The sequence below is a fragment of the Mycoplasma collis ATCC 35278 genome (assembly GCF_000701825.1).
Classification (GTDB): Bacteria; Bacillota_I; Bacilli_A; order Mycoplasmatales; family Metamycoplasmataceae; genus Mesomycoplasma_A; species Mesomycoplasma_A collis.
The window spans coordinates 1-7,254 of sequence record NZ_JNJY01000026.1 but is presented as its reverse complement, the minus strand read 5'-3'; the positions used below and the strand labels follow the sequence as shown (position 1 = coordinate 7,254).

Here is a 7,254-nt window from a genome sequence, read left to right as displayed (position 1 = left end):
AATGTAACCTCAATTGTTTTTGTTGTTCCTTCTGGAGAACCATTATGATCTTTAACAGTTACTTTTACCTTTTGACCAGCTTTATTTTTACCAAAGTTTTTCTCGAAAACTAAATCACCTTTATCGTCAAAATAAAAGGTTTTGTTAACTGTTTTATCTTTTGGTAGAACATCACTTAAGTCTAATAAAGCTTTTCTTCCGGATTTACTATCTGAATGTAGCTGTTTAAAAGTATATCTTGCACCTTTTGGAAGTTTAGAAGTATCAATCACTAATTTTCCATCTGTTCCAACGGTTAAATCTTCTATTAAATGTGCATTCCCATGCTCATCTTCAAACACAGCAGTTACATTTTTACCTGCTAATTCAGGTGTTAACTCTAGAGATAATTTTCCTCCGTTGTTATGATCGTTAGAAAATTTAACTTTTGGTTTAATTGCATCAGGTAAAGCGTGATAATTATATCTTTCTAAGAACAAAGGTATACTAGCACTTGATACACCTAGTGCACCAACTAAGAATGCTAATAAAGCAATTATTCTTTTCTTTTTAGATCTTTTTTCTTCGTCTTGTCTATTATTATTTGCCATAATAAAATAACCTCGATTTTTTGTTTTTTTTATAAAAATAAAAATATTTTCGTACCGTTAAATACAAAAATAACTCCAATATTTTTTTAAAATTATAGCAAATTAACAATTAAAATGTTTTTTTTTTTTTTGTCGAAGAAATAAAATGATAAAAAATAGTTAAATTTTAAATAAAAAAATATTAAAGCTTAATTTTAAAATTAAATAATATTTTAAAAAATTTTGACTACAAAATGCGTTTCATTTAAAATTATTTTGTACAATTACTATCAAAAAATTTTTAGTTTATATTATTTTTTATTATTATTTTTTGATTTATTAAAAATTAAAAAAAAATAAAAAAACATGATTAGATGTTTTTTTATTTTTAAGCTTATTGTATTTTAATGTCCCTTCAATCGATTATATGGTGATTCAATCCTTCAACAAGAACGTTATCATTACTATCTAATAAATCAAAAGATCTAATAGATATATATTTAGCTTCAACTAAAGTTTTAACATAACGGGTAGTTGCTGGGTTGAAAGGAATTCTAATTTTTTCTGCAATTTTATCTATTGAAACAGTAGATGTATATTCATATTTATCAGCGATAACAGTTCTATCATTTCTAGAATATTGGACTAATGCTCTAACTTTATAATTTTTACTCTTTCAACTTAAAGGAACCGTAAATAAAGCTGTTCCATTTGTAATATTATTATATTTTGATAATTTTAACGATTCACGTATAATCTCATTTTCATTTTTTGGTGATTGAATATCAATTTCTCATAATTGAGGGAATAGTTCTTTATCAAATCTATTAAAGTAAATATCACGCCCATCATCTTTGGCATGTCTTGTTCCTTCAGCGAAAACAACTCTTGTAGTTTTAACAATAGGTGCATGTCCATTTTTATTAATTTCTATAGATTCATTTTTAATATTTTTATTAGGTTGTCCCATCATAGTTAATGTACCTATATCATCAAAATAAGGAGCATTAATATTATTAGGATCTTGTCTATGTCTATGTTTATTAACAGGATAAAGAACTTTAAAACTTGATAATCTTATTGAATTATATGGACCCATTTTTGAAGGATCGTTAAAGAGAATTCTAACAGTAATTTCTTTTCTATCTGTTGAAACACTATCGATTGATATTCTTTTTGCATCTACTCTAACATTATTGTTACTTTCATCAATAACTGCTTGCGCTGAAAAAGATAAAGAATTTAAATCATTAACAAATAATCCATCTTCAGATCTTACTTTTACTAACATTTCTACTGATACATCAGTTGTAAGATCTTGTTTTGATCATTGAATAATTTTTGGAACTTCAGTTGCTAACGAATGTTCTTTTCTTACATTTAATAAAAATTCAAGTTCATTTGATTTTGTATTAAATGCATCTAAAATAGTTAATCCATTTTGGTTATTATTAGCACTTGTATAATCTTCGCCTTTAGGTCTTGCTTTAATTGTTACTAAAGAAACTTTATTATTAGTTACTCTAGCATCAAGATCATTAAATGTAATAATAACATCATTACCATTATCTCTTTTTTTAATATTTTTTGAAAAAATAGGCATTGCTCTACCTTCTCTAAATGTTGTTGTGATAAGTTGATTATTAGCATTTCTATGATCTATAACATTTCTTGAAGTGTTATATAAAGCATGTAGATCATAATATTGAGTTATATCTAGGTTTTTAGTTCCTTCATTTGTATATTGAAGTTCCATTTGAAGTTGTGATAAACTTCCTTGTTTTTGTGTTAAATTAACAACTGGCATTGATATTTTATAACCAAATTCAAAATTAGGATCTGCAGATTGTCTTTCGTAAACTACTAAAGAATCTAAAGCTCTATTTGAAGCTACTACTCAAGAACCACTAGTTTTTGACTCTTCTTTAAGTTCAATTTTAACTATTTCATATAATCCTAATAAATTAGAATTGTTAATAAAGAATTGTAATTCTTTTTCTGTATTTGAATTATTTATAGATATAAGATTATGAACTTGGAATTTACCAGTAATAGCAGGATTGTTGGTTGTTCCTGATTTTGGTCTTACAGTAACTTCGAAAAATCTAGCATCAGTATTAGCTAATATTCGATTATTATCATTAATTCTAACTTTAACAAGAGTTTTATGATTATTAGCATCAAAGCTAAAATCTTCCACTCTTAATGGTGTTAGTGTTGCTGCCTCTTTAGTTCTAAAGCTATTTGTTGGTTTAATGAATTTTTGAATATTATTTCCGCCAGAAGTATCATTATTAATATTGGTGAAAATTTTTAAATCACTATTTGATTTATTTAATTCTAAAGTGGTAATTTTATATTCTGTATTTGTAGCTAAATTATCAATATCAAATTCGAATGATAAATCATAACCATTAGTTGAAGCGCTTATACTTTTAATTGGCACTAATATTTGATTATTAAGATTAGAAACTGGGGCAATTTTTATAACAAAATCATCTTTATTTAATGAATTATTATTTATTAATTCATTAAAATTAAAATCATGACTTTCAATAGTTAGTATCCCATTTCTAATTTTAGTAGCAAAAGTATTTTCATTTGTAATAGTAAAATTAATAGCTTTACTTTCGCTAAAATTGATAGTTTTTTCAACATTAGGAATTGTTAATTGTAATAATGATGAAAAATTATCATTAGCAATAGCTTGTGATATTTGTTCACTAGTTCCTAAATAAATTGTTTTAATTTTTAGTTTTTTATTTCATAAATCTTTGTTAAAGATTTTTGAAATTTCAATTGGACTAATTCCGCCATTATTTTTTATATAATTTTTAACTTCTTTTTTATCAACTGTTTTAGTTACAATATTACTTGTTGATAAATCTTCAAAGTCATAAACTAAAAGTGATAAACCACTTGTATTACTATTTAAATCTAAAACATTAGATTCTAAATTTAATTTATTGAATTTAAAGTTTCCAAATTGATTATTTTTATTTAACGCAGGAGTATAAGTTCAATCAAAATTATTTGCATCTTGAGAAACTAAATTAACACTAATTTTTGTTGATTTTTCTTTTGCAGCATCAATATTATAATTATTTTCCTCACCAAAGAAAATATAATTGTTATTCTCTCATCCTTTAAATAAAGTGTTTATATCATTTGTTTGATTTAATTTAAAGTATTTAAGAACATAATCTTCATTTAGTTTTACATTCTGTAAACTAAATTTAATTTTCTTTTTATTATCAGCTAATTTTTCAAGGCTAATAATTTGATTAGGTATGATTGTTGTTTTAGAACTATCATTTTTAAGCGCTAGTCCAATTTGAATTAAATCTTTATTAGCTGCAATATTTAAAACATCATCATAATCATTAACAACAATTTCAATAGTTGGTTGAGTTAATGTTGTATTTTGTATAAAATTCATTGACTCAACAGTAATAACTTCATTATTAGAAGCTTTAATTTTGAAATTATTTTCAATTTGATTTGAACCTATACTATTTTCAATAGTTCCATTTTCATCAATATTAATATTATTTGTTTCTAATGTAAGCGATTCGAAACTATAAATTCTATTTTGCTCTAATTTATCAGAACTTTGATCATAAATTAATTCTAATTCACTTGGTGAAGTGCTATACATTAAATTATTAGCTTTAAATTTTACGAATTTTTTAGTTCCATCACTAGCAATATATGAAAATTTAGCAACCATTGTTTGATTTTTTCATTTATTTCTAATTTTACTAATAGCAAGTTTTATTTTTAAATTATCACTTAAATTAGGGTCGTGATCAATTTCAGTTGTTTCATTATTATTTAATGAAGGAATAAATTTAGTAATAGTAAATGGTGCATCAAGTGTTGTAAATGAACTATAGTTTTGATTATTTAAATTTTGAAGTGCATTTATATTTGGTTTTTTAATAAGATTAAGATCTTCTAAAGCACTATTATCAAAGCTATACTCCATAGCTTCAATAGAATATGTTGTTCCATCAATTAAATCATTAAATGTAAATTCAACTTCAGCCTCTTTAGAAGAATTATTAATACTTGTAATTGTAGATTCAACTTCTTTAAGTGTATTATCTTCATTGCTTTTTATTGTTAATTTAACTTTAATCGGTTGATTATTTGTTAATTTTTTATTTAAAAATTCATCTTTTGAACTTAATTTAATTTTAAATGTTGCACTATTATAGTTGATAGTTGGATTTTCTTTAAGTTGTGCTTGTGTATTGACAGAATCAACATTTAATTCTTTATCATTTAACTCACTAAGATCTAATTTAGCTAAATCAACAGCATCATAATCAACTTGATTTTCTAAGTTGGTAATAGCATTATCATTACCAACAAAAATTTTTTCTAGTGTAAGTTTATTATTTGCTTTAATTTTAGATTTATCAATTTCAACATTAAGTTTACCACTTGCATCTTTAGTAGCTATATTAGATAGAATATAATTGCCATTTATATCTTTATAAAGAGCACGATATTTAGCGTTAGCATCATTAAATCTTTTGTTATCTAAATCATATTTTACACTTATATTATTGGCAACATCATATTCAGTTTTTTTCTCAACATTAGTAATTTTTAGATCAGTTGGACCAATTGAAGCTTCGTTACCTGATAATTTATTAGAATTGTCATTAATATTAATAGGATCAACAGCTAATGCAGGTTTATCAATAAATTCTATTTGTTTAATTTTATAACCTTCATCTACTTTTGCATTAGGTATATTAAATTCAATTTTTTTATTTGGTTTAATGGTACCAAAAACAACTTGCTCTTGATTTGTTACTTCATTAATAATAGTAATTTTTAAATTATTATTGTTACTATCACTAGTTTGAATAATTTCATTAGGATCTGTATAACTTAATTTTACTAATGTAGAATTTAAGGTTGATCCATTTTTATCAAACATTGGATCAGCGCTAAATGACACTGAAGTTGAAGCTTTAATATAAAACTGTAAGTTTTGATTAATGATAGTATTATTGGATTGTAAATCATTTAAAATAGCACCGCTCTCATCTTGAACATTAACAAATTTATAATAACGATTTTGTTTTAGACCAGATAAGGTAGATGTTGGTAATGTAAATAAATGAGTTAATCTAGTATTTTCAGATTGTGCACTAATTGTGTTATATGTTAAATCCACTAATTCAGTTTCAATTTGATTATTAAGATCATCTTTAAATATTAATTTAAGTTTTTTATTATATAGAGCTTTTGGATAACGATCAAAAGTTAATTGAACTTTAATTTCATTATTAGCATCGTTTAAAGATTTAGTTTTATCAGTTTCATTTTCTCAACTAATGTTTGTAAAATTAAACGCTTTAGCACTAACACTTTGAGTTTCTTTTATTAATATTGGTTGATTTTTCTTATTAGTATTATTTGGATAAGAGATTATATTTAAATCATTAGCAACTTTATTAGTTAGATCATAATCTAAAATAAGTTCACTATCATATTCAAGCCCTTCTTCAATTTTATTTAAAATTTCAATATCGGTTGAATTAGCTCAAGTAAAGCTATGTTCAACAATATCAAGTTCAAATTCAACAATATATTCATTTTGATCAGTTTGAATAGCACTATTTTCAATTACTTTTGAACTAACAAAACTATAAGTTCCTTGATCATATCTTGTTTTTGGTGTTAATTTTAATTTAAATTTAGGCTTGTCATCATCATTAGTTGCACTAGCCGCTATTTTAGCTAATGGAACTCATAATTGATCTTCTGATGTAATTTTATATTTAACTTTAAGTTTATTATTTTCTTGTTTAGTTTCAATAATTTCAGCTTTAGTTTCACCTGCTTGAGTACTAAATGAAGCATATTTTGAATAATTATGAATAATATTATTAGTAATTGTTTGTCCATGTGCTTTAGTATTAAGATCAGAATAAATTGAAAATTCTAAATCAGTATATTTTCTGTTAGGTACTAAATCATTTAATGTTATTTTTCTAGAGCTAGAAGCATTTGTAATAGTATCTCTAGAAACAGACATTATTAAAGAATCATTATCATCACGATCATTTGAAGCAAATTTTTGTGTATATTTAGCTTGTTCATAAATAGTATTAAAATCTAAATTAGCATGATTATAATTAACAATTAATTCATGACTTGTTTTTGCATCTAATTGTTTACTACTTATATCCTCACCATTAAATCTTGGTTTATAGGTAAAAGTATAACCTAAATCCGCATTATTAGCAGCTTTTAAATTATAATCTTCAACATCTCCAATCGCTCTTACTTGTTCGCCAAATGAAAATTGCTTAAATTGAATTTGAACATTAATTGCATTATTATCCATAACTATTGTTATTTTAGTTAAATTATTATAAGTTTTATTATCAATTGTTTGACTAACATTTTTTTCAATTTTAGATACATCAATTTTATAATCTCTTAAATTGTTTTCATTTGCTAATTTTCATTTTAAAGATAATGAATCTTTATATTTTTCTAAAATTTGATCTTCATCTTCAAAATATAAAATTATTGTTTTAGTATGATAAGGTTGTAATGGATTGCTTAAATCTGATTTTATTAATCTAATTGGTGAAATTGAAGTTTTAACACTTGTTGTTTGAATTGCATTTTCTAATTGGAATCTTCTTGCAAATTT

At 23.9% G+C, this 7,254-nt stretch carries 2 protein-coding genes; both read right to left on the bottom strand.

The genetic code is table 4. From position 1 onward, the window contains the following. A partial coding sequence (locus tag T403_RS0103810) for a DUF1410 domain-containing protein (protein ID WP_033161495.1) occupies window positions 1–590 on the bottom strand: 590 nt, incomplete at its 3' end. A gap of 373 nt (window positions 591–963) precedes the next feature. Beyond that, window positions 964–7,254 (bottom strand): hypothetical protein (locus tag T403_RS04515; protein WP_033161494.1); only part of this gene is annotated, 6,291 nt, incomplete at its 5' end.